Source organism: Acinetobacter sp. YH12235 (assembly GCF_013417705.1).
In the GTDB taxonomy this organism is placed as follows: domain Bacteria; phylum Pseudomonadota; class Gammaproteobacteria; order Pseudomonadales; family Moraxellaceae; genus Acinetobacter.
Genome location: NZ_VPDL01000013.1, coordinates 14,321 through 33,985, shown reverse-complemented (window position 1 = coordinate 33,985; position 19,665 = coordinate 14,321). Strand labels below are relative to the sequence as shown.

Annotated in this window: 17 protein-coding genes; 8 read left to right on the top strand and 9 right to left on the bottom strand. The window is 44.7% G+C overall.

Features of this window, described 5'->3' with window-relative positions; translation table 11 throughout:
* Positions 1-13: 13 nt before the first annotated feature.
* From rlmD to cysM, 3 genes are read right to left on the bottom strand one after another with little or no spacing between them, the layout of a single operon-like run.
* Complete coding sequence (gene rlmD, locus FTV13_RS08535; protein ID WP_180011716.1) at positions 14-1,390, bottom strand: 23S rRNA (uracil(1939)-C(5))-methyltransferase RlmD; 1,377 nt, start codon at positions 1,388-1,390, stop codon at positions 14-16.
* A gap of 6 nt (positions 1,391-1,396) precedes the next feature.
* The gene (locus tag FTV13_RS08530; RefSeq protein WP_159123080.1) at positions 1,397-2,215 is read right to left on the bottom strand and encodes a 3'-5' exonuclease; all 819 of its coding nucleotides are present in this window, start codon (positions 2,213-2,215) and stop codon (positions 1,397-1,399) included.
* A gap of 17 nt (positions 2,216-2,232) precedes the next feature.
* Complete coding sequence (gene cysM / locus FTV13_RS08525) at positions 2,233-3,162, bottom strand: cysteine synthase CysM (RefSeq protein ID WP_034702431.1); 930 nt, start codon at positions 3,160-3,162, stop codon at positions 2,233-2,235.
* A 331-nt stretch (positions 3,163-3,493) separates the two neighbouring features.
* Between cysM and FTV13_RS08520 the strand changes: the two genes are divergently transcribed.
* From FTV13_RS08520 to rsfS, 5 genes are all read left to right on the top strand, one after another.
* Positions 3,494-6,301, top strand: a complete 2,808-nt coding sequence (locus tag FTV13_RS08520) for an ATP-binding protein (protein ID WP_180011714.1) — start codon at positions 3,494-3,496, stop codon at positions 6,299-6,301.
* Between the two features lie 102 nt (positions 6,302-6,403).
* Positions 6,404-7,192, top strand: coding sequence for a crotonase/enoyl-CoA hydratase family protein (locus FTV13_RS08515; protein ID WP_005233879.1), 789 nt, complete (start codon positions 6,404-6,406; stop codon positions 7,190-7,192).
* Between the two features lie 36 nt (positions 7,193-7,228).
* Entirely contained in the window at positions 7,229-8,095 is an 867-nt protein-coding gene (locus FTV13_RS08510; RefSeq protein ID WP_179992988.1) for an NAD(P)-dependent oxidoreductase, read from the top strand.
* Between the two features lie 40 nt (positions 8,096-8,135).
* Complete coding sequence (locus tag FTV13_RS08505; RefSeq protein WP_179992989.1) at positions 8,136-8,924, top strand: hydroxypyruvate isomerase family protein; 789 nt, start codon at positions 8,136-8,138, stop codon at positions 8,922-8,924.
* Positions 8,925-9,005: 81 nt separating this feature from the next.
* Positions 9,006-9,407, top strand: coding sequence for a ribosome silencing factor (rsfS, locus tag FTV13_RS08500; RefSeq protein ID WP_180011712.1), 402 nt, complete (start codon positions 9,006-9,008; stop codon positions 9,405-9,407).
* Between the two features lie 327 nt (positions 9,408-9,734).
* Here the strand turns inward: rsfS and FTV13_RS08495 are convergent, their stop codons facing one another.
* Genes FTV13_RS08495 through FTV13_RS08485 form a run of 3 tightly spaced genes read right to left on the bottom strand, consistent with a single transcriptional unit; the run spans position 9,735 to position 12,646 of the window.
* Complete coding sequence (locus FTV13_RS08495) at positions 9,735-11,180, bottom strand: NAD(P)(+) transhydrogenase (Re/Si-specific) subunit beta (RefSeq protein WP_159123084.1); 1,446 nt, start codon at positions 11,178-11,180, stop codon at positions 9,735-9,737.
* Positions 11,181-11,183: 3 nt separating this feature from the next.
* Positions 11,184-11,507 (bottom strand): proton-translocating transhydrogenase family protein, encoded by a 324-nt coding sequence (locus FTV13_RS08490; RefSeq protein ID WP_004783638.1) that lies wholly within the window; start codon positions 11,505-11,507, stop codon positions 11,184-11,186.
* 11 nt (positions 11,508-11,518) lie between these two features.
* On the bottom strand, positions 11,519-12,646 hold the full coding sequence (locus tag FTV13_RS08485) for a Re/Si-specific NAD(P)(+) transhydrogenase subunit alpha (RefSeq protein ID WP_034170850.1): 1,128 nt from the start codon (positions 12,644-12,646) through the stop codon (positions 11,519-11,521).
* 968 nt (positions 12,647-13,614) lie between these two features.
* On the opposite strand from FTV13_RS08485, the gene FTV13_RS08480 reads away from it, so the two are divergent.
* The gene (locus FTV13_RS08480) at positions 13,615-14,802 is read left to right on the top strand and encodes an MFS transporter (protein WP_180011710.1); all 1,188 of its coding nucleotides are present in this window, start codon (positions 13,615-13,617) and stop codon (positions 14,800-14,802) included.
* A gap of 6 nt (positions 14,803-14,808) precedes the next feature.
* On the opposite strand, the gene FTV13_RS08475 is transcribed toward FTV13_RS08480, so the two are convergent.
* Positions 14,809-15,453, bottom strand: a complete 645-nt coding sequence (locus tag FTV13_RS08475; RefSeq protein ID WP_159123086.1) for a HEPN domain-containing protein — start codon at positions 15,451-15,453, stop codon at positions 14,809-14,811.
* 294 nt (positions 15,454-15,747) lie between these two features.
* Here FTV13_RS08475 and dusA point away from each other — a divergent pair, with 294 nt between their 5' ends.
* Complete coding sequence (gene dusA, locus FTV13_RS08470) at positions 15,748-16,770, top strand: tRNA dihydrouridine(20/20a) synthase DusA (protein WP_159123087.1); 1,023 nt, start codon at positions 15,748-15,750, stop codon at positions 16,768-16,770.
* 49 nt (positions 16,771-16,819) lie between these two features.
* Here dusA and FTV13_RS08465 read toward each other — a convergent pair whose 3' ends face one another.
* Both FTV13_RS08465 and coaBC read right to left on the bottom strand, forming a co-directional pair.
* Positions 16,820-17,332, bottom strand: coding sequence for a hypothetical protein (locus FTV13_RS08465; RefSeq protein WP_179993321.1), 513 nt, complete (start codon positions 17,330-17,332; stop codon positions 16,820-16,822).
* Between the two features lie 223 nt (positions 17,333-17,555).
* Entirely contained in the window at positions 17,556-18,830 is a 1,275-nt protein-coding gene (coaBC, locus tag FTV13_RS08460) for a bifunctional phosphopantothenoylcysteine decarboxylase/phosphopantothenate--cysteine ligase CoaBC (RefSeq protein ID WP_159123089.1), read from the bottom strand.
* A 113-nt stretch (positions 18,831-18,943) separates the two neighbouring features.
* Here coaBC and radC point away from each other — a divergent pair, with 113 nt between their 5' ends.
* Entirely contained in the window at positions 18,944-19,639 is a 696-nt protein-coding gene (gene radC / locus FTV13_RS08455; RefSeq protein WP_179993323.1) for a DNA repair protein RadC, read from the top strand.
* Positions 19,640-19,665 lie beyond the last annotated feature (26 nt).

Below are 19,665 nucleotides of genomic sequence, written 5' to 3'. Positions count from 1 at the left end.
TTTGATCGTTTATTTAATTTTCTTTTTCGAACAAGGCAATCGACTCGACATGTCCGGTATGCGTAAACATATCCATCACACCGGCTTTGGTTAGCTGATAACCCTGTTGTACCAGTAGCCCTGCATCTCTTGCAAGCGTAGCAGGATTACATGACACATAAACGATTCTTTTGGCACCAAACTGAGGAATATAATGCATGACTTCTTCTGCTCCAGCACGTGGCGGGTCGATTAATAATGCATCAAATCCTTGATTTGCCCAAGACTGGTGCGAAAAATCTTTGGTTAAATCTTGTGAATAGAACGAAACTTGTGCAATACCATTATTGTTAGCATTTTCCGCACCGCGTTGCACCATTTCCTCACTTCCCTCAACCGCAACCACCTGACCAGACGCACCAACACAGCGCGCCAGTGGCAAAGAAAAGTTTCCTAATCCACAAAACAGATCCAGAACGCGTTCGCCCTGCTGTAATTGAAGCAAATCACATGCCAAGCGCACCATTTGCGGATTGATCGTTGAATTGACCTGAGTGAAGTCCAATGGATTAAAACCGAATTCCACATCAAAGTCATCAAGACCATAGTGTAAGCGTGCTGCCTGTTCAGGCTCATCAATCCGCTTCAAATAATCTTGGCCTGCAGGCTGCAAATAAAGCTGCCAACCTTTCTCTAACGTAAATTGGCGCAATCGGTTGACATCTGTTACCGATAATTCTGCGGTTTCACGAATGAGCAACGCAATGTCATGATCACCCATAGCCAATTCTATATGACCAATATCTGCCTGACCATCGAGACTTTGGAGCAATTGTTTAAGACGTGTAACCGATCCAAACTCGCGATCTAGAATCATGCAGCGGTCAATCGAGGTCAGCTTATTGGACTGGTTTTCACGAAAACCGACCACCAGCTTGTCTTTTTGAGGCAGATAACGCACCCCAATCCGGGCTTTACGACGGTAATCTTCACGTTGTGAACGTAACGGTGGCAGCCATTCTACAGGCTGAATCCCGGCAAAATGTTGCAAATGTGATTTCAGAACATTCTGCTTAAGTTCAATTTGGGCATCTGGATGGATATGCTGCATATTGCAGCCGCCGCATACGCCAAAATGTGGACACACAGGTTTGACCCTGATCTCGGAAGCCTCACTGAGCAACTCAAGGCTATCCGCCTCTTCCAGTTTTTTGACTTCACGGGTAATGCGGGCACGTACGGTTTCACCCGGCAAGGCATAGCGGATAAAGACTTTCTTACCATGCTTTTCAAGTGGATGATCCGGATGTGAACCATAGTGAGCGATGCCACGTCCTTCATGTGAGAGTGATTCAACCTGAAAAATATACTCGGATTGCGGCGCTGGACGTGGTTGTACTCGACGTTTCATGAAAACCTAGGATGTGGAGATGGGAAAATCAAAACGGGTAAATTCAGTTCTTTGTGAGGTTTCACGCCAGACTGATAAAAAATCTGCATGTTGCGGCTGGGTATGCAGGTATTGAATCGTACTCTGCACCAGATGCTGATAATCAGGCAACATCAACTGGCCTTTTAGCAACAGCCAGCGAATATAGACCAACCAGGTATTGAGCACATCACCTTCGCAATAGCTGGTGAGTGCGTTCCATTGCTGGTTACGTACATATTCAGGTACATGATAGCCACCATCACCACGCTTGCCTGGATAACCCAGTAAATGAGCAACATCATCCAGTTTCTGAAAATGACGGGCATGAAACATGGCCATAACATCCATCAAATCAACATGACGCTGATGGTAACGATTCTGGTAGTTATTATAACGCTTTTGCGTATCGATTTCGCCCTGATCGAACAGACTTGGGGCAGATAAACCATGATACATGGCCCGATAAAGAATAACCGGCAGGTCAAATTGTGAGCCATTCCAACTGACTAGAGTTGGATGACGCTTTTCAAAAATGGATAAGAATTTTTTTAAAATCTCTGCTTCACTGTATTGTTCACGGCTGAAAGAAAACAGGCGCATACCCTGTTCATCCATCCATAAACCGGAAATACAGACAATCTCATGCAAAGGCAGACGCTGAAAGTCCGAGCCTGATTCCTGACGGCGTAACTTGGTCAGGGCCTGATCCAGATCAGCCTCGGGCAGATCCAGACCAAACAGATGCGCGCCTGATTTAAGATCGGTTTGGGTTTCAATATCGAAAGTTAAAACAGGCAGGCGCATAAAAGATTTCTCAAAAATTATTCAGGGTCTTGTACAGAGAATAAGCCTGTAGACAGGTAACGGTCACCACGGTCACAGATAATACATACAATTACTGCATCCGGATTTTCTTCTGCGAGCTTGATGGATGCCCAAACTGCACCGCCAGAAGATGTACCGGCACTGATACCTTCTTTTTGCGCCAGTTTACGCATGGTGCGTTCCGCTTCAATCTGTGGAATATCGATAATACGGTCGATACGGCTACGATCAAAAATCGTTGGCAAATATTCTTCTGGCCAGCGGCGGATACCGGCAATACTAGAACCATCAGATGGCTGTAGGCCCACAATCTGAATATCCGGATTCATTTCTTTCAGATATTTAGACACGCCCATGATCGTACCAGTCGTACCCATTGAGCTGACAAAGTGTGTAATTTTGCCACCTGTTTGCTGCCAGATTTCAGGACCTGTGGTCAGGTAATGCGCTTCGACATTGTCCGGGTTACCAAATTGGTTTAACACCAGACCTTTACCTTCAGCCTGCATTTGCAAGGCCAGATCACGTGCACCTTCCATGCCCTGCTCTTTGGTCACTTCAATCAGTTCAGCACCATAAGCACGCATTGCGTCCTTACGTTCCTGACTCATGTTATTCGGCATAATCAGCTGCATCTTGTAACCACGCATGGCCGCAACCATCGCCAATGCAATCCCTGTATTTCCGCTGGTCGCCTCAATCAAGGTATCACCCGGTTTGATCTGTCCGCGCTTTTCCGCCTGCATGATCATGTTATACGCTGGACGGTCCTTGACCGAGCCTGCCGGATTATTTCCTTCGAGTTTTGCAAGTACTGTGGCTTGAGTGTGACTAGCCAGACGCTGCAAACGCACCAGTGGCGTTTTGCCTACATAATGGTCCAGTAAAAATTCGTCTGCTTGAAAATCAGGGGTGGTATTACTCATTATTTGCACCTATATCGAGGTGCGGCTATTGTATGAAAAAATGCATTTCCCTGCACCCATTTATAGCAGTGCTTTTGCATAAAACTGTATAGATCACGATCAGCACGGCCAATTCGCCCTGTTTTAGCTTGATAAAACTCCTCAATCGTGACAGTGACTTAGCTCACTTCTCCCCCTGAAAAGATTTGCTTAAACACACATAATGACTGTTCAGCGCAATGGTTCTTATTTTCTGCGTTAATCTGGAGCTTTAGAAAAATAATGCTGAAATTTTAACAGTAGATTTAAAGCATGCTAATATGCAAAGCATAAGGAAAATACTGCTTGAATCATGTCAAATATCAACAAAAAGCTGTTTAAACGCCTACACTTAAATCATGCTTATGGACAGCTGATTGCACTGATTTTTGTACCCATTACTATTCTGGCCTGTGTTGGTGCTGCTCTGGTCATTTCAGAAACTTCCAATGCTGCCCGTGCCCAGCAAAAGCAGATGGCCATTGCGATTCTGACCCGTTTTCAGGCCACTTCTGAATATGCGCTGGACATTTTGAGCCTTTATCCATGGCAATATGAACAAGCTCATGACGCCATGCAAAATATGCTGAATGAAAAGTATCTGGTTCGTGCGGCTATTCTGGATGAAAATGGTAAAAGTAAACTCGGTATTGGGTTTCAGGAACAGGCGCCTTGGCCGGACTTTAAAAAAGACGGCAATTTTGTTGGCCCAATCTTAGATAAAAACAATCATATTTATGCAGTCAAAGTAAATGAAAATGGCATGAATGCAGGCTGGCTGGCGATCGAACTGGACAATCAGCCCTTAGAAATTGCCCGCTACCGGGTCCTGATCGTTTTGATTGCGACCGGCTTATTGACCTTATTGCTCTTGTTGTTATGTCTGAATTTCTATTCTCGTCGCTGGATTGCACCGATGTATGAGATTCGCATGCAGCTACAACGCCTGAATGCCGATACCCTAGATCAGCATATGGTGATTAACAGTACCGGTGAACTGCGTCTTTTGCAGCGTGATATTGCCAATGTGGTGAAACGTCTGCATTTCAGTTTTCTGGAATTGCGCGAGCATACCGAACAGACTGAAGATGATTTGCGCCGTACTCTAGATACTTTAGAAGTTCAAAATATTACTTATCGTCAGGCACGTGATCAGGCGATTTCGGCCAACCAGGCCAAGTCGGTGTTTCTGGCCAATATTTCCCATGAATTACGCACACCCTTAAATAGTATTGATGGTTTTATTCACCTGCTGCTGCGTCAAGGCAATCTTAGCAATGAGCAAAGCCTGTATTTACAGACCATCCGCAAATCTTCTGCGCATCTGCTGGCCCTGATCAATGATGTACTGGATTTCTCCAAGATCGATGCCGGCAAACTGGAACTGGAAACCGCACCTTTTGATCTGGAAGAAGCCATTTTCGATGTGATGGACATGCTCTCGCCACTGGCTGCACAGAAGCATATCGATATGGCATTCTATTTTGCAGACAATGTGCCAAAACATGTGATTGGTGATGTACTACGCTTCAAGCAGATTCTGACCAACCTGATTTCCAATGCGATCAAGTTTACTCCAGATGGCGAAATCATTGTCCGGGCACGCATGGAGCACGATGATATTGGACAATGTCTGCTGCATTTCAGTGTTCAGGACAGCGGCATTGGCCTGAGCGGAACTGACCGCAAGAAACTGTTTGAATCGTTCTCGCAAGGCGACACCTCGGTCACCCGCCAATTCGGTGGTACAGGTCTAGGGCTGGCCATTTCTAAGCAACTGGTTCACCTGATGCATGGTCAGATCGGCTTTGAAGATAACCAGGAACGTGCACCAACAGAAAAAGGCTCAACCTTCTGGTTTACTGCCCAATTCCCGGTGGATGAAGATATTGTTCATGAACATCCGGACTTCAGTGATCTGACCGTTGTGTCTTATCTTGCCCATCCGGCAACAGCGAATGTTTTGAGACATTATCTGGAAAATTATCGCGTTAAACATATTGAATCGACTTCCATTCTGGATCTGTTCAGTCGTCTGAACCATTTACAGAATATTGAGAATACCTGGCTGATTGTTGACCATAGTGGCGATAGCCAGGCTCTACTGACAGAAATTCGCTCTCGCTATCAGGGACATCTAGCTGTGTATGGTTATCAAATGCAGCTTGATCCGAGCATGCTGAATGATCATCGTGCTCGTGCCCTGCATCAGCCACTGAGTCGTAGTGCCTTGATCCAACTGCTCGGCAATCAACCCGTCTTCGATCAGGAACAGCATGAAGACTTTAATGGTCAGGGACTGCATATTCTGGCTGTTGATGACCATCTGCCGAACCTGATTGTTCTGGAAGCTTTACTGGCCGAACTGAATGTCACCACGACCAAAGCCATTAGCGGACAGGAAGCGATTGATATCATCCAGAGCCGTTATGAACAGGGTCTGCCGTCCTTTGACCTGGTGTTTATGGATATCCAGATGCCAGTGATGTCGGGTATCGATACCACGCGTGCAATCCGTTCACTGGAATCAACTTTTGAAAATCATCAGCGTCTGCCGATTATTGCCCTGACGGCACATGCCCTTTCCGATGAGAAACAGAAACTGCTACAAAATGGTATGGATGATTATGTCACTAAGCCTATTCAGATTGATCAGATCGTGCAGATCCTGACGCATTGGACGACTGAGAGTTTTAAAAAGATTCCGGTGCTGGAACGTGCCAATGTCATTGATGCGCTAGATCCGAATATTCTGGACTGGCAGCAAAGCCTGCAACTGGCGGCCAATAAAGAAGATCTGGCCGTCGATCTGCTCAGCATGCTGGTCGACAGTTTTGAAAAAGAGCTGGATGAAATTGAGCAATTAATTGAACTGGAAGATTTTCCGCAGCTGGAACATGTTTTGCACCGTCTCTATGGGGCTACTCGTTATGTCGGCACACCGACTCTGCAAAAAGTTACCGGAAGTTTTGAGCAGTTTGTCTCGACCTTGCGTAAGGAACGCCGTAAGGCCGATGACAGTTTTGTTCAGGAAGTACTGAAATATCTGGATGAACTGAAAGCAGTGATTGAGCAGGTAGAACAGGCAGCCCAGCAAATTTTAAACAAGCATAGTGGTTAAAAAATTACTGTTTTACTTACTCATATCTGTATGACTGCGCTGTCATGCAAGCACAGATTGCTCATGCTATGCTCGCTTACAGAAAAATTAAGGATGAATACCATGTCACTTGTGCGCTTTGAAAAAAATAATGGAATTGCCACGGTTACTCTCAGCCGTCCAGACAAACGTAATGCTATGAGCTTTGCCCTGCTGCGTGAACTGGTGCAGATTGCGAACCGGATTAAAAAAGACAAGTCAGTGCGTTGTGTCATTTTAACCGGTGAAGCGCAGGTCTTTAGTGCCGGCATTGACTTGGCCGATTTAAATAATCCTAAAAATCGGGCCTATGCGGCTTGGGAACTGATCCGTCCTGGACAGAGCTTATTCCAGAAAGCTTTTCTGGTCTGGCAAGAACTGCCTGTCCCCGTCATTGCAGCCATTGAAGGTTTCTGCTTTGGTGCAGGTATGCAACTTGCGCTGGCTGCGGATATCCGGATCGCCCACCCTGCGACCAAAATGTCAATTATGGAAACTCGTTGGGGCCTAGTACCAGACATGGGATTAACGCGTTCACTCAAAGGTCTGATCGGGATTGATCTGGCCAAAGAGCTGACCTTAACCGCACGTATTTTTGAAGGTGCCTATGCCAAAGAAATTGGCCTGATCACCCATGTTGATGAACAGCCATTAGCAAAAGCACAAGCTTTGGCTGAAGAAATGTTACAACGCTCTCCAGATGCCTTGATGGCCTCTAAATTTGTGCTGGATGCGATGGAGCACAAACCCAACAAGTCACTGCGTATGGAAAAAATCTGGCAGCTTAAACTGTTACTCGGTAAAAACAGTCAACTGGCACGCAAGAAGGATAAAAATCCGGACGTGCAGTTTGTGCCACGTCAATATCGATAATTATGGCTGAAGCAAAATCAAAAGATGAGAGATAAAATGCAATTCGATCATGATAGCAAAATTGCCTTTTTAGGTATGGGACTCATGGGCAGTCGTATGGCAACCCGCTTGCTAAAAGCAGGTTTTCAAGTTGCAGTCTGGAACCGTACGGCCAGTGCCTGCGATCCTTTGTTTGCTCTTGGAGCCACTCCGCTATCTCTAGATCAAATTGCAAATTATCCGGTTATTCTGACTTGTCTGGCAGATGATGCCGCAGTGCAATCGGTCTTTGAGCAGATTCAGCCCTATCTGGTGGCTGGACAGGTTATTGTCGATTTTTCCAGTCTTTCCGTACATCAAACCAAAACTCTAGCTGAACAGGCCCAAGCTAAACAAGCGATCTGGATTGACTCTCCTGTGTCTGGCGGTACAGCCGGTGCAGAACAAGGCACGCTAGTCATCTTCGCTGGTGGTGATACAGAAACTATTACCGCACTTGATCCAATCTATAAGGTGCTTTCACAACGTGTTACTCGTATGGGGAATACGGGAACCGGTCAGGCGACTAAAATCTGTAATCAGCTGATTGTGGCAGCGAATAGCACCTTGATTGCTGAAGCAGTGGCTTTGGCTGATCGTGCCGGTGTAGATACTGCCCTGCTTGCACCAGCATTAGCCGGTGGTTTTGCTGACTCCAAGCCTTTTCAGATTCTGGCCCCACGTATGGCCAGCCAGACGTTTGAACCCGTGCAATGGAAAGTGCAGACATTGTCTAAAGACCTGAACAATGCTGTGCAACTGGCAGCTACTTTATCTTTGGATATTCCTGTGGCCAGCCAAGCCCTGTCTCAACTCAAAACCCATCAGCAAGACGGATTTGCTGAAGCCGATCTGGCCACTGTTATAAAGCACGTAGACCGCTAATATTACATTTCAATATTCTGCCTTGAGCAAGGAAAAGCCCATGACCAAACTCGCCGTTAACCTCTCCATGATTTTTACGGAAGTACCGCTGTTAGAACGTTTTGCCTTGGCTCATGCGCACGGTTTTAAACATGTGGAAATCCAGTTTCCCTATGAACTGAGTATTGAGCAGATTCAGCAGCAGCTTCAGTTACATGATCTTGATATCTGCCTGATTAATGTGCCTGCTGGTGATCTGATGCAAGGTGGACACGGTCTGGCCGGTATCCCTGGACAGGAAATCGAGTTTCGTCATGCCGTAGAGCAAGCCATTCGATATGCGACTGCTCTGAATGTGCCGAGTGTCAATATTCTGGCCGGCAAACAGCCACTGGATTGTGACCTGCTTCCTTGCCTGAACACCTTGGCGAGTAATCTGAAAATTGCCTGCTCCATGCTCTCTGATTATCAGATTCAGCCAGTCTTTGAAATGATCAACGGTCAGGACATGCCACGTTTCCTGATTCAGAATGTGGCTCAAGCTCAGGAGATGCTGGAAGCTGTCAATCATTCTGCCTTGAAAATGCAATATGACTGTTATCACATGGCCATGATGGGTGAAGATGTGCTTGAAGCTTTAAAAGAAAATATTGCTGAGATTGGTCATATCCAGTTTGCAGACTGCCCGGGGCGTCATCAACCCAATACCGCTTCCATTCCATATTATGAGATTTTTCAATGGTTAGAGAATAGCCAATACAATGGTTATGTCGCAGCCGAATATAAACCTCTGGGGACTTCGGAAGAATCCTTTGGCTGGAAAGAACAGTTCTTCCCGGAGTATGACTAAAGCGGCGGAAGGTGCATTTGAAATTTTGGGCTAAAACCGCTATATTAGATCATGCATAATTGTTAGGAAATTATACTCCCTATGAATTTAGAACCATCGCCCAGCGCTTCTAATTCTCACGATCACACTATGAATTCTCATGCACAAGCAGTAAACGCATGCTTGAAAGTTGTACATGCAGCCCTCGAAGATGTAAAGGCTAAAGAAATTGTTCAGCTTGATGTTGCTAGCATCAGTAACGTGGCAGATGCCATGGTGATTGCAAGCGGTACATCAACCCGTCATATTAAATCACTTGCAGATAATGTTGCTGAAGAAGCACGTAAAGCAGGTTTCCGTCCGCTTGGTATCGAAGGCGAACGTGATGCAGAATGGATCCTGATTGATCTAGGTTTTGTTGTAGTGCACTGCATGCTGCCTACAGCGCGTAAATTCTATGACCTAGAAAGCCTATGGCGCAATCCTGCAGATTCTGTAGCATAAACATCGAATATTCAAAAAAAGCGACCTATGTAGGTCGCTTTTTTTATATCCTTTGATTTAAATCAAAAAGGAAATTCATGGATCAGCAACTTTAATGAATTCGCTTTTCGATCAGATTTAATTAGTCAGCCCATTTTTTAAACGTTTTGTTGCAATTTTATCTAAACCAATTTTCTAAAAATAAAACACCGTAGCTAATTTTATTTTGTAATTCTTCCCGATTCATCTTTTAATCTTTTATATAGGAGGGAAAATTTCTCTCTTATTTAAATAGAAAAATCCTCCTTTTAAAAGGAGGATTTAAGATGATTCAGCGAATGGAAAGTCTTAGTGACCTGTACCATTAATCGCTTTAGTCATATCTTCCACAACTTTCTTCGCATCACCGAAAATCATCATGGTCTTGTCGTTATAGAACAAGTCATTGTCCAGACCTGCATAACCGGTCGCCATAGAACGCTTGATGACCATGATGGTACGCGCCTTGTGAGCTTCCAGAATTGGCATGCCGTAGATCGGTGAGTTCGGATCGTCTTTTGCAGCCGGGTTTACAACGTCGTTTGCACCAATAACCAGTACTACGTCAGTTGCCGGGAAGTCCGAGTTGATCTCGTCCATTTCCAGAATGTCTTCATAAGGAACATCAGCTTCTGCAAGCAATACATTCATATGACCTGGCATACGTCCAGCAACCGGGTGAATCGCAAAACGTACAGTCACGCCCTGCTCTTTCAGCAAGTTTGCCAGTTCTTTGACTGCGTTTTGTGCACGGCCTTGCGCCATACCATAACCCGGTACAATGACAACGCTGTCTGCATTTGACATCAGGAAGCCAGCATCATCTGCAGAACCTGAACGGTAGTTACGTTGCACTTGTGCACCCGCAGCAGCTGTCGGCGCAGCTGCACCACCCATCGCACCACCAAACAATACATTGATGATTGAACGGTTCATCGCTTTACACATGATGTAAGACAGAATCGCACCTGAAGAACCAACCAGCGAACCCGCAACGATCAGCATGTTGTTTTCCAGTGTGAAACCAATCCCCGCTGCTGCCCAGCCTGAGAATGAGTTCAACAGCGAAACCACAACCGGCATATCACCGCCGCCAACTGGCGCAATCCATACCCAGCCAAATGCCAGCGCAAGACCAGTCATTGCCCAGAAAGATGTCATGCTACCTGTCAGGAAGAAGTGAATCCCTGCTGCCAGCATTGCAATAAAGATCAGAGCCTGAACCGGTTTTACCCAGCCACCTGAAATGGTTTTTGCCCATTTCTTTGCAGCCAGCTTACCGTATGCAAATACAGAAGCAGTAAAGGTAATCGCACCAACAAAACAGCCCACAAACAGTTCAAACAGGTGAACCTTGCTCATTTCATGGAAAGTCACACCATTTGCAGCTAACAGGTCCGGGCCCAATTCAACCAGCTTGTTGTTATGGATAATTGCCGCAACTGCAATCAGTACCGCAGCCAGACCCACCAGTGAGTGCATGAGTGCTACTGTTTCTGGCATCTGGGTCATTGGTACAGTACGTGCACGCGCAATACCCACCACTGCACCCGCAGCCATTGCTGCAAGAATCATCCAGACTACTGGATTTTCAGCAACAAAGAATGTGGTCACTACAGCAATCGCCATGGCGATCATACCGTAGCGGTTACCTGCAATTGCAGTTTTAGGACCAGATAAACCACGTAGCGTTAAGATAAAAAGAACGGCGCCAATCAGGTAGAACCAATCCGCATACTCTCGAATAAATTCCATGGTTTAACCCTCTTTTTTCTTTTGCTTAGGTTTGAACATTTCCAGCATACGTGCAGTCACGGCAAAGCCACCGAAAATATTAATGCTCGCCAGAAATACTGCGATTGCCCCCAGTACACTCACCACGTTAATGGTCTGGAAATCCACGCTGCCTTCAACGCCCACCATTGGCAGACCAACAGTCTGAATCATTGCGCCCACGATAATGATCGAAGACAAGGCATTGGTCACCGCCATCAATGGCGTATGTAGTGCTGGTGTTACCCCCCAAACCACGTAGTAACCCACGAAGATGGCCAGGACGAAAATCGTAATTGTTTCAACCATGAGTCTGCTCCTTAACCACGTTTTAACAGCACTTGGCCGCCGTGAGTGACAAGTAGGGCTTTTTGAATTTCATCTTCCTGATTCAGGACAAAGTTCTTGTCTGCATCAAAAAGTGTTTCAACAAAGTTATAGACGTTACGTGCATATAGCGCTGAAGCTTCAGTCGATACCGTTGATGGAATATTTGGAACACCCAGAATCTTCACACCATTTTCAGTCACAACAGTTTCGCCGCACTTAGAACCTTCAACGTTACCGCCTGATTCCACTGCCATATCCAGAATCACTGAGCCTGGTTTCATCTTGGCTACAGTTTCAGCACGGATTAAGCGTGGTGCATCACGACCTGGTAACAAGGCAGTGGTAATCACGATATCGGCATTCGATACCGCTTTATCGACAATCGCGGCCTGATCCTTGATGTACTGTTCACCTGGCATCCAGCCATAACCGTTTTTAGCTGCTTCATCAGCACGTGCCTGCTCTTCAGGAGACATCGGTACGTCTAGCCATTTACCGCCCAAAGACTCAACCTGATCTTTGGCAGTCGGACGAAGGTCAGTTGCTTCTACGACTGCACCCAGGCGTTTCGCTGTTGCAATTGCTTGAAGGCCTGCTACCCCGACACCCATGATCACGACACGAGCCGGTTTTACCGTACCTGCCGCTGTCATCAGCATAGGGAACATGCGCTGATATTCAGCAGCAGCTAAAAGCACTGATTTATAACCTGCAAGGTTCGCTTGCGAAGACAATACGTCCATGTTTTGCGCACGTGATAGAGTACGTGGCAAAAGCTCAAGAGCAAATGCAGACACATTCTGTGCCGCGAACTGGTCAAGCTCGGTATTGCGGTATGGGTCAAACATCGCTACAACCGTGGTGTTGGCTGACAGCTTTTGAATTTCCTCACCCTTCGGTGCACGAACTTTCAAAACTATCTGGCTACCGGTGTAGGCATCATCCGTAATTTTGGCACCAACTTGCTCATAGGCACTGTCGATGTAGGCAGCTTTAACACCTGCTCCACGTTCGATCACCACACTATGACCAGCGCTGATCAATTTCTTTACTGTCTCAGGCGTCGCAGCGACGCGATTTTCACCGACGACAGTTTCGGCTGGAATTCCAATCTGCATGAGCGTCCCTCAAGCTAATTTTTTCTTAAGTAAACACCGTGATTTACGGTGCTTCCCCTCAGGATGTGTTTTTGTTGAATTTTTGGATTCTAATTAAACTTCTAGAAATTACTACCTATTATTTATTTAATAAATACCCATATTTTGAACTGACGATTCATAAAAATGATGCTGTCATATAGCATTTATTAGTTCAGCCTGATTATTTTGATTTGCTGAATTTATAAACGATATTCATTCTCTTGAACGATGACTGTTTTCCTGGTTATTTTTTATTAGATTACTTTTTGTTTTATTTTGTTACATTGATCATTCTGACAGATATTTCATTTTTCCTGCTCAGCAAATCTTTATTTCAAATGAACTGATAAAGCCTAAATTAGGGCACTTTTCTAGGGCAGTTTTCTGTTTTTGACCTTTTTGACAAATTTAATCTACTTTGGAATATTCATTTTTAAGATCTAAAAATACTGTTTTCCTATAACTTTTTCATTTTTCACTCATAAAAAATATGAATTAATGATGAAAAAATTGATTTAGGATTCACTTATTTGACTTATTCAGCTCAAGTCTTAAGACTTGCCTGAAATAGGTGAAAAAAATATTCTGCAACATTTATTATATTAATACTCAGTCCACTGTTAGATTTACGAACTCTTCATTTTGCACCAATTTTGGGCAATCACTGATTCAGATGGATCTCTGTCACCTGGTCTTAAATGAGATGACTTAATACAAAGCGCTTCCACGTACATTTTCTTAAGTGAAAAAGTTAAATTTCTAGCGAATTTTCATCTCTTATCAATCCAGAAAAGTACTTTTTTGTGGCATTTCTCTTGTATGAGTTTGAGTACTTTGCACTATTTTTCTACTTTTATCCTGACGGGTTTTCGCCTATAGTGCCTGCAACTTCTGCATCATCTTTGATGTTCTTTATAAAAATTCTCCCTGAGCTTAAGGTACTTGCCATGTCTCCTCCTCTCGATATCAGTCAAAATAAATCTCTGTTATGGCTGATGGCGATCGCATGTGGTTTATGTGCAGGTGCAAACTATTATTGCCAACCGCTTATCTCCTCAATTCAGCAATATTATCAGGTACCAGAATCCCAAGTGGCGCTGACCGTGACCTTTGCGCAGGTGTCTTATGCCTTGGGCCTGCTGTTTATTGTGCCTTTGGGAGACATGCTGAATAAGTCCAGACTCATTCCTTTCTTGATGTTTGGTGCCGCATTAGGCTTGCTGATCTGTGCCACAGCAGTCAACCTGCCGATGCTCTGGGTGGGGACTATTATTGCCGGGCTATTTTCTGTTGCTGCCCAGATTCTGATTCCTTTAGCTACGATGGCTGTCCGACCTGAAAAAACCGGAGAAGTGGTCGGTTTTCTCATGAGTGGCTTATTAGTCGGTATCTTATTGTCGACCAGTATTGCCGGATTGCTTTCTGACCTGTTTCACTGGAAAACCATTTATGCGCTCAGCAGTATGGCACTGCTGGTTTTGGGCTTTTATTTAAAAGGACAATTACCCAGCATGCCGCGTATGCGTATCAGCTATGCAGCAATTTTTAAATCGATGGGTATGCTACTGCGTGAGGAACCGCGACTGGGCTTACGCTCCCTGATTGGTGCATGTGCCTTTGCCGCCATGAGTATGCTGTTTTCAACCATTGCCCTGCTGCTGACCCAGAAACCTTTTCATCTTTCTGATGTGATAGTGGGCCTAGTAACACTAGTTGGTGTTTTTGGTGCGCTGTCGACTCAGGTTATTGGCAAATGGGCGGATCGTGGTTATATCAAGATCCTGACCTGGATTGGCTGTTCAATTCTGGCAGTAAGCTGGCTATTTTTATATTTTGGTGGCGTGTCCCTGCTCAGTTATATTCTGGGTTATGCCCTGATTAACTTAGGTCTGGCGATTACTCATAGCTGTAATCAGAACGTGATTTTCCGCTTGCGCCCAGATGCCAAATCACGACTGAACTCTATTTACATGACGCTGTATTTTATTGGTGGTGCCTGTGGTTCAGCTCTGGGGGTATATGCCTGGCATCATGGTGGCTGGAGCATGACCTGTCTGTTTGGACTTGGCTTGGCACTATGCGCCGCCCTGTTTGCGTTGATTGATCAATGGCAACAACATCGAGCAAAAGCTTAAACCGATTTAGCTGACTTGTACCACTGGGTAATAAGGTTTACCCGAATCCCAAGTCGCTGCATTTTCCAAAAGAATGCAGATAAAAGTGGGCAGCAACCCGGCCAGAACCCGGCAACTGTCTTGGAGCTGCTTTATATTAAATGAGCTCTGATAAGTCGCACCGCCCTGCATAAGCTGATGATATAAAGTAGAAAGACGGTTAAAAATCACCAATAAGATTTCAGTTAAATTCCGCTCTTGAACAGCTTTTTGTATTTTCTGTTTTTGCTGATCTAATGCTTCACGACAGCTTTCCAGACTGACTTTATGATGGCGATAATCCCAGAAACCTTGATCGGTATAAGGGCTATCCAGCAGTGTAGAAATTGGCTGGCTGTATTTTTCCCAGACAATATGCTGAAGTTTTTGCTCCACATCTTTTTGACAGAGGGTTTCCAGAAATTGATGCAGGCTTTGTTGATCCTGACGAACCTCTGTTTCTTGTGCATAGATCGAATTAAAACTGATCCACAGGCTAATAAACTTAAACTCTAATTCCTGATCTAGTTCTAATGCTTTTTTAAACCAGCTAAGTCCCCGTTGAATCCGTAAATTAAAATAGTCTGAATGCTGAGGTTTTTTGCTTTTATAAATCTCCTCCAACATGAGCATCGTTATTCTCCTTATTTATCTCGTTTTCTTTATCTTAATCTTAAATATCTCAAAATATAGCATTGCAGAATGACTGGGAGTTTATTTTTTCAATTCCCACAATTTCTCTTGTTAAATATCTTTATTGGAATGACAGTTATCGTTCCTCATGCAGTTCAGCCTTTGGTCATGCAAATTTTATGCTAGTATTACGCCCTCTTTTTGCAGTACTGCTTTTTTGAGCAGATTTCCAGCAATTCCTGCTTATTCTAGTACTGCTATTACTCTTCCATTTCATTTAAGGCGTGATTTTGAATGACTGATCTCAGCACCATTGAAAACAAACTTCAACCTCGCATCAGTGTTGCGCCGATGATGGACTGGACGACAAAAGATTATCGTTTCTTTGCGCGCCTGTTTAATCCAAATGTCATTTTATATACCGAAATGGTGACTACGGGCGCCATCATTCATGGCGATGCCAAACGCCATCTGGACTTCAATCAAGAAGAACATCCGATTGTGTTACAGCTCGGCGGTTCCAACCCTCAAGATCTGGCAACTTGTACTAAAATGGCTCAGGACTGGGGTTACAATGAAGTTAACCTGAATGTCGGCTGTCCGAGTGATCGGGTACAGAATAATAAAATTGGTGCCTGCCTGATGGCTGAACCTGATCTGGTCGCAGAATGTATTGATGCAATGCGTAATGCCGTGGATATTCCGGTCAGTGTGAAACACCGCATTGGTATTGATGACATGCATTCTTATGAAGAAATGCTGCATTTTGTGGATACGGTCGCCAAAACCGGTTGCGATAACTTTATTGTGCATGCCCGAATTGCTTTACTCCAAGGTCTTTCACCTAAAGAAAACCGTGAAATCCCGCCACTACGCTATGAAGATGTTTACCGTCTGAAGCAGGACCGTCCGAAACTGACCATTGAAATTAATGGCGGAATTAAAACTTATGCAGAAACGCTTGAACATCTCAAGCATGTCGATGGCGTGATGATTGGCCGCGAAGCCTATCACAACCCGTACCTGTTAGCTGAGCTGGGTCAACTATGGAATCTCGAAGCACCGGACCGTTTTGAGATCATGCAACAAATGCTGCCTTATATTGCCCAACGTATGGCTGAAGGTGCACCATTGTCAATTATTACCCGTCATATTTTAGGTTTATTTCAGAACTTACCAGGTGCACGTAAATGGCGTCAGGCTTTAAGTGGTGGCAATGCCAAAACGCTAAAAGATGTAGAAACAGCATTATTGAATATTCAGGAAGCCATGCAGCGCACTGAAGATTATCTGCGTGAACATCAAGTTCAGCCTTAAAATCAAAAAGCACCGAGATCCGGTGCTTTTTTATGACCTAAAATAAAAATTAGTGGGTATAGGCCGTAATATTCCCGACCGGAATCGGTTCTTCATCATAGGAAGCCGCTTGCAGGACAGGTTCTGTAACTGGACGGACATCTGGCCCGAACTCAATACTGGTAGGTTCATTCACAGGTTCCAGATCATCGAGTGATGAGGCCAGCTGTTCCAGCTCACGATCCAGTTGCTGACGATATTTCTCAATCTCGATTTCATCGATAAAGGCAAAAGCATCGTCTTCAATGGCCCAGCTATAACCACCATTCACCTTTGAAATTTTGACGTTAATGGGATATTCATTACCCTGATAATTCAGATGTGAAACCGCTTCAAACTCATTGCCTTTGCGATGGCGGATTTTTACATTTACCACAGTCAAACGATAATGCTGATAATTCGGATTGGCATTAAACTCTTGCTGCATTTGTCCTTGAATATTTCTGGCCAGTTCATCAATCGATACAAAATAACTGCATCCAGCCAGACAGGCGATCATCAATATCATTATGATTTTTTTCATCCCGCCCCCTTGTGTTCTCTCACTGCTTTACAGATGTGTAAAACTTTTCATCTTTGGATTATTCTGTGATCCATTTTATACTTTTTTTTAAATAAATGAATAAATAAATCCTTAGTCTATAAAGTCGTTTTTATTTTTATGTTGTACTGGCTTTTTAACTTCATGGTAAAAAAACCTATAAAAAAGCCCTGAACCAGTCAGGGCTTTAATCGTCATTTAAAACTTAAAAATCATCTTCTGCAGCAGGATCATGGTGCAAGGCATCATGGATCGCTTCAACCAGTTGCTGAGCAATTTCCTGTTTAGAGGCTTTGTCCAGATCACGCTTATCCAGATGATAGTGTTCGGCAAAGAATACCGTCATGGCATTTTCATCAGAAGCAAAGCCGATATCCGCACGCGAAACATCATTACAGGCAATCATATCCAGTTTTTTCGCCACCAGTTTGCCCGCTGCATATTCTTCAATATTACGGGTTTCTGCAGCAAAGCCGACCATAAATGGACGTTTTTCCTGCTGTGCGATGGTCGCCACAATATCCGGATTCTTTATTAAAGCGACATTCAGCTCATCGCCTGCTTTCTTGATTTTATGCTCGGCTACCTGTGCGACACGATAATCAGCTACTGCAGCGGTCGCAATGAAGATGTCACAACCCTGCTCCAGCATTTGCATGCTTTCATTCAGCATTTGCACTGCCGAAGAAACATTTTTACGTTTGACGCCATTTGGGGTATCTAGGCTCACCGGACCAGCAATCAGGGTGACATTCGCTCCAGCTGCATAACAGGCTGCTGCCAATGCAAAACCCATTTTCCCGGTACTGTGGTTGGAAATATAACGTACCGGGTCAATCGCTTCACGGGTCGGACCAGCTGTAATCGTGACTTGCTTGCCCGCCAGCATGCCAAATTTTTCTGCAATCGCGCGCTGAGCTTTATGGAAATATTCTGTGACCTGACGTGCCAGCTCTTCCGGCTCCGGCATACGGCCCAAGCCTACATCACCACAAGCTTGTGAACCGGCATCCGGCATAATCACATGTACGCCATCTTCAATCAAAGTCGCAAGATTACGCTGGGTTGCTTTGGCAGCCCACATCTGCTGGTTCATGGCTGGTGCGACCCAGACCGGTGCATTGGTTGCCAGATACAAAGTGCTCAGCAAATCATCTGCAAGGCCTGCTGCAAATTTTGCCAGCGTGTCGCAGCTGGCTGGCGCAACCAATAACAGATCAGCCCAACGTGCCAGCTCAATATGCCCCATGCCCGCTTCAGCTTCAGGATCCAGCAACTCGGTATGTACCGGATTGCCTGACAAGGCTTGAAAGGTCAAAGGGGTAATGAAAGCCTGTGCGCCTTGAGTCATGACAACCCGCACATTAAACCCGGCATCTTTCAGACGGCGAACCAGAATGGCACTTTTATAGGCAGCAATACCGCCAGTGACTGCTAAAATGATATTTTTATGAGGAATTACACTTAGATCAAAGCTCACGAACAGCTTACCTTTCTGTTGCAGTGGGGCTCACAATAGCATTAAATAATTGCATTCCCAAGAGATCAGCTTCAGGGAAAACTCATAATTCATAATAAATAAGTCTAATAACTATGCAATTTTCAATCAAAAACTGGCCTGAACTAGAACGGCCGCGGGAACGTTTAATTCAATATGGGGCAGAAAGTTTATCTGATGCAGAACTGCTGGCCATTTTTCTCCGATCAGGTTCACAACAGCATTCAGCCGTAGAATTAGCCCGGCTACTGATTCAACATTTTGGCCATTTAACTGCTTTACTTGATGCACCTTTAAAAGAAGTTAGCCAGTTTCATGGCATGGGCATTAGCAAATATACCCAACTGATGGCGGTTAAAGAATTAGGACGGCGTTATATTGCCGAGCATCTTAAACAGGATTCTTTAGAATTAAGTAATTCAAAAAGACTACGGGATTATTTACGTTTCGAATTATTGAGTGAAAATCAGGAAGTATTCGCGGTCCTGTGTCTGGACGCCAGTTTAAGGAAAATTGCATTTAAAAAGCTGTTTTATGGCTCTGTGAATGCATGTGATATTTCGATTAATCAGTTGCTCAGATATGCCATTACCCAACAGGCAACTTCAATTGTGATTGCGCATAATCATCCCTTGGGCCAAGCCACTCCTTCTAAGGCTGACCTGTATCTGACCCGCCAGATTCAACAGGCATGTCGACTGGTCGATATCCGTTTAATTGACCATTGCATCATCGCGCTGGAGGGCAGTTTTTCCTTTGCTGAGCAGCAACTCATCAAACCTGAAGCCTAAGGGGGAATAGCACTTGACAAAGCAGC

Excerpts from the sequence above, each read along its gene's own strand:
- radC (WP_179993323.1), top strand. The coding sequence starts at position 18,944 with ATGCAATTTTCAATCAAAAACTGGCCTGAACTAGAACGGCCGCGGGAA.
- rlmD (WP_180011716.1), bottom strand. The coding sequence starts at position 1,390 with ATGAAACGTCGAGTACAACCACGTCCAGCGCCGCAATCCGAGTATATT.
- cysM (WP_034702431.1), bottom strand. The coding sequence starts at position 3,162 with ATGAGTAATACCACCCCTGATTTTCAAGCAGACGAATTTTTACTGGAC.
- FTV13_RS08480 (WP_180011710.1), top strand. The coding sequence starts at position 13,615 with ATGTCTCCTCCTCTCGATATCAGTCAAAATAAATCTCTGTTATGGCTG.
- FTV13_RS08495 (WP_159123084.1), bottom strand. The coding sequence starts at position 11,180 with ATGGAATTTATTCGAGAGTATGCGGATTGGTTCTACCTGATTGGCGCC.
- FTV13_RS08465 (WP_179993321.1), bottom strand. The coding sequence starts at position 17,332 with ATGAAAAAAATCATAATGATATTGATGATCGCCTGTCTGGCTGGATGC.
- FTV13_RS08530 (WP_159123080.1), bottom strand. The coding sequence starts at position 2,215 with ATGCGCCTGCCTGTTTTAACTTTCGATATTGAAACCCAAACCGATCTT.
- FTV13_RS08490 (WP_004783638.1), bottom strand. The coding sequence starts at position 11,507 with ATGGTTGAAACAATTACGATTTTCGTCCTGGCCATCTTCGTGGGTTAC.
- rsfS (WP_180011712.1), top strand. The coding sequence starts at position 9,006 with ATGAATTTAGAACCATCGCCCAGCGCTTCTAATTCTCACGATCACACT.
- dusA (WP_159123087.1), top strand. The coding sequence starts at position 15,748 with ATGACTGATCTCAGCACCATTGAAAACAAACTTCAACCTCGCATCAGT.
- FTV13_RS08510 (WP_179992988.1), top strand. The coding sequence starts at position 7,229 with ATGCAATTCGATCATGATAGCAAAATTGCCTTTTTAGGTATGGGACTC.
- FTV13_RS08475 (WP_159123086.1), bottom strand. The coding sequence starts at position 15,453 with ATGCTCATGTTGGAGGAGATTTATAAAAGCAAAAAACCTCAGCATTCA.
- FTV13_RS08515 (WP_005233879.1), top strand. The coding sequence starts at position 6,404 with ATGTCACTTGTGCGCTTTGAAAAAAATAATGGAATTGCCACGGTTACT.
- FTV13_RS08485 (WP_034170850.1), bottom strand. The coding sequence starts at position 12,646 with ATGCAGATTGGAATTCCAGCCGAAACTGTCGTCGGTGAAAATCGCGTC.
- FTV13_RS08520 (WP_180011714.1), top strand. The coding sequence starts at position 3,494 with ATGTCAAATATCAACAAAAAGCTGTTTAAACGCCTACACTTAAATCAT.
- FTV13_RS08505 (WP_179992989.1), top strand. The coding sequence starts at position 8,136 with ATGACCAAACTCGCCGTTAACCTCTCCATGATTTTTACGGAAGTACCG.